The organism is Myroides odoratimimus (genome assembly GCF_030326305.1).
Taxonomy (GTDB): domain Bacteria; phylum Bacteroidota; class Bacteroidia; order Flavobacteriales; family Flavobacteriaceae; genus Flavobacterium; species Flavobacterium odoratimimum_A.
Genome location: NZ_JACAKB010000066.1, coordinates 1 through 3,794, shown reverse-complemented (window position 1 = coordinate 3,794; position 3,794 = coordinate 1). Strand labels below are relative to the sequence as shown.

General features: G+C 25.8%; 6 protein-coding genes. All 6 read right to left on the bottom strand.

Annotation, left to right across the window (positions count from 1 at the left end; translation table 11 throughout):
• Window positions 1–515: 515 nt before the first annotated feature.
• Complete coding sequence (locus HX049_RS18235; RefSeq protein WP_286417800.1) at window positions 516–1,244, bottom strand: hypothetical protein; 729 nt, start codon at window positions 1,242–1,244, stop codon at window positions 516–518.
• Window positions 1,245–1,248: 4 nt separating this feature from the next.
• Complete coding sequence (locus HX049_RS18230) at window positions 1,249–1,743, bottom strand: hypothetical protein (protein WP_286417799.1); 495 nt, start codon at window positions 1,741–1,743, stop codon at window positions 1,249–1,251.
• Window positions 1,740–1,970 (bottom strand): hypothetical protein, encoded by a 231-nt coding sequence (locus HX049_RS18225; protein WP_286417798.1) that lies wholly within the window; start codon window positions 1,968–1,970, stop codon window positions 1,740–1,742. Before HX049_RS18225 ends, HX049_RS18230 begins: the two co-directional genes overlap by 4 nt.
• 71 nt (window positions 1,971–2,041) lie before the next feature.
• A complete protein-coding gene (locus tag HX049_RS18220) occupies window positions 2,042–2,500 on the bottom strand; it encodes a hypothetical protein (RefSeq protein ID WP_286417796.1) in 459 nt (152 codons plus the stop codon).
• 49 nt (window positions 2,501–2,549) lie between these two features.
• Window positions 2,550–3,005, bottom strand: a complete 456-nt coding sequence (locus HX049_RS18215; protein WP_286417794.1) for a hypothetical protein — start codon at window positions 3,003–3,005, stop codon at window positions 2,550–2,552.
• A gap of 119 nt (window positions 3,006–3,124) precedes the next feature.
• Window positions 3,125–3,694 (bottom strand): hypothetical protein, encoded by a 570-nt coding sequence (locus tag HX049_RS18210; RefSeq protein WP_286417793.1) that lies wholly within the window; start codon window positions 3,692–3,694, stop codon window positions 3,125–3,127.
• Window positions 3,695–3,794 lie beyond the last annotated feature (100 nt).

The window sequence follows — 3,794 nt, the reverse complement described above, 5'->3', positions numbered from 1 at the left end:
AAATTCCTTTTTTATAATCGTGTTTTGTGAGAGTTTGAATATATAAATACTTACTCCTGTAAATAAAAAAAGCACCCTTATTTGGGTGCTTTATACCTTATAAAAGGTTTATTAATTAAAAAATTTATGTTATACTGTCAATAATTTAAATACCTATATGGTGCGGTTAAATGTTCTAGAACACAACAAATATATAAATACAATTAATATAAACAAAAAAACACCTCAATTGAGGTGCTAATAATAATATTAAATTTTAAAAACTGAATCTTAACAGAGCATTATTAAGATTAAGACTCAAATATAAGATATATCTTATTCTAAACAAAATATCCTTTAAACACTTCAATAATTGAAAACAAAAGAAAAGCTCCTGTAAATAGCACACCTAGTCTTTGTAAGGTTTGAGTATTATTAAGATTACCATTAAATCTATGGTAAATAGTATATCCCATAATAACACATACTAGTAATAGTATTACTATCGTGAAAATAGTTAAAATCAAAATCATAGTTTACAAATTAAATTCAAAAACACGTCCTATTGCATAGTGTATTAATAACCAAATCAATATATTAAAAACACCTCTTACAAGTATATAATTAGTATTTTGCTTTATTTTAGATTGCATTATAAAACTATAAATAGCATCAATAAAAAGGATAAATATAATCAACCCTAATAAACCATTCCATATAGTAGAGAAATAAGCAAGATTTCTACATGAATAGAGTATTAAACTTACCAAAACCCCTAAAAACAAACCACTAAATAAATATGTCATCTTTAAATATTTAGCTGTTATTTTATTAATTGGAGTTAGAGTACTTTCATCAATACCATAGGCAGAAGCAAGTTTTATATGTTCTTCGGTCATTCCCTTTTTCCTCTCCATTTCATACTCTATCTTAATCATATCTATATCAATGCGAGATAATGTTTTTCTTATCCCCGAATAGATCTCTCCATTGGGAGCGTGGTAGGCAAAATAATCATGTATAGAAATATCCGCCTGTTCCACAAGGTCAATAACTGTATAATTTAGTACTTCTTTATATGACATACATACAGAACAAAATCCTCCGTCCTGTATATAATTATCATACTCTTTAAAGTCTCCGTTTTTGTGTCTACAGCTTCTGCAAACATCAATTTTCTTATCATAAGGAAGATGTAAAATAATATTGTTTATCTTCTGTATCTTTTGTTCGATTGTTAAGTTTTCAAATTTTTCTTTTTCCATAATGTTAATTATCTAATATACTCATTACATACTTATCTTTTATATCTTGTATCTCTTTATTGATTTTAGTAACCTGTTTGTAATAAAAAATCTGAATTACTTTATAAAGGGTATAACTAAAAAATGGGGAACTTATCAAAACTAACAATCCTTTATCAGTAGTATAATGTGCTTGAGTTATTTTAATAATACCTAGATATACAGCACTGAAAAAAAGAAATAGTGCTAAGAATATTTCTTTCATAGTATATACTTCGGACATCAAAATAAACTTTCTAATAACAATAACGTGATATATTAAACCTAATATAACCATTAACGACATCGTTGTATAAAACATATACTCAAAAGGCAATATCCACAGAAAAAAACCAGTTAAGATTAGTCCTGTAATTGTATATATTATAAGAGCTTTTTCAGCAATTTTTTTTTTCATTATAAACAACTCATCAAGTTGTTTATCATAAATTTGACACTGTATTTTTAAATCTTTTTTCATAATCTATTAATGAGCTTATTAATAATTCTTTTATAAAGAGTATTAAACTCTTTTTCAGTAATTTCTTGAACCTCCTTTTCTTTTTTTAGATACTCTTTTTCAAAATCTGAACAATCGTTTTCTATACTAATTGAAAAGTAAGTTTTAAGAATTAAAATCTTTGTAACTTCTTTGTTATGTAGTTTTAAAAAAACTTCATCTCCTAGTTTATAATATTTATTTTTCATAATTTAATAATTTAAATATTAGCACAAACTAAAACATATACTATGCAGAAATACTGCATTCAAAAAAGGTATTATATATTAAATGCTTCCTGTTTCAAAAAAGTAATATAATCTGTTGTTTTCCCTTTAAGTTCATACACTCTATATTGATCATTGTATTTAGACATTAATAAAGCATCCTGTAAATCACATAAATAATTTAACTTGTTAGCTAAACTTCTTATTATAAGAATATCATCAATACTATCACTTATTGTTTGTTTTTCAACTTCCTCAATAACAGAGTTTATTTTATTTTCTAACCATTCAACATTAACTTTCTTAAGTGATAGTATTTTATTTACAGCTTCAGATATCATATAATCTCTTTCTAAATCAAAATCTCCATCTTTTATTAATGCCCCTCCATTAATAGAAACAATCTCTATTTCTCCTGCTTCAAGTTTATCTTTTAGTTCAGAATGGGTTAATCCTTTTTTAGACCTATACTCTTCTTTTGTGTATAGGTTATCTAATTTATAGTTAGCCATGATAATAAACGCTATTTATAACAGTTGCGGTTCTGCTTAAAATTTACTTTTATTTAATGTATTTAAACTCTTCGTCTAATCCTGTAACTTTATAACTATTATCGTTAACTTCATAAAGCTCATTGAATAGTTTTTTTAACGGATTCTGATTATACTCTTCAAGTACTTGAGTGAAAGCCTCTATATCTAACATAGAAATTTTTTCCTCTTCAATCCTTTTTTCTTTTCTATCCCTCGCAAGAAGGTAGTCTATAATATCCTGTTGCTTTACTATAATAACAATGTTATTATAACTAGGTTCGAATTTTTCATAGTAGTAGCGTTCTATAATTTCAGACTTTTGTAAACACTCTGCAAAAGCTAGATTACGCATACTTTCTTTTATTGTTAGTACTGGTCTAAAGTAATAATCTGTATAAAGCTCCACCATAAAGTTTTCTTCTCTTTTGATAAAATCTTCTAGAGTAATATTGCCTAACTCTTTACGACTAATTGTAGCTGACATAATAAATAGTTTTAAGTTATTAATAATACCTATATGGTGCGGTTAAAACAGCAGTTTAAAAGACTTGCTTAGGTCATAAGTAAAATTAATCCTTTTCTCTTCTTAATAATAAAGTTTAATTATACTGTCATATCGTTAAAAAGACTTAGATCATAAGTCTGAACTATATCTAGCATTTTAAGAATATCTGTATCAGTAATTTCATAGAAAGATAATGTATCTAAACTTAGGTTTCTATTATTAAAGTCTCTCCAAAGAGAATACTCTATTAAATATTTCTGAAAAAAATCTTTTAAAGAAGTCTTAGAAATGCAATAGTCTGTTGCTATACTAGTCTCCTCTTGAAGTTTAAAATAATACGTACTGTGATTACTTCTAAGGTCATAAATGTTCTTAAAAGACTTCGTATTATTGATTTTTACTAGACAAACTAAAGCTACTTGTACCATATTACTATTTATTTTTACAGTTACTTCTTTAAGACCTTGATTAACTAAAAAAAGATAGTCATCATAACACCCCTCCTTTAAATAGTATAAAGCTTTGTGTACTTCATCAAAATAGAAATAAGCATATTTCTCTTGGTTCACTATCTCTACTAGATAGTTTTTATCAGTTGTTACTATAGCATTGTATGTTCTCATATTTTTGTCAATTGGTAAATTTAAATAATCACTTAAATCTTTCATCTTGTTTTGTTTTGTGAGGATGCTCCTCGATTAATAAATTGATTTTTGTTTTGTTTTACGTATGTACTTACGTACGTACGTATTACTTAAAAGGTTGAAT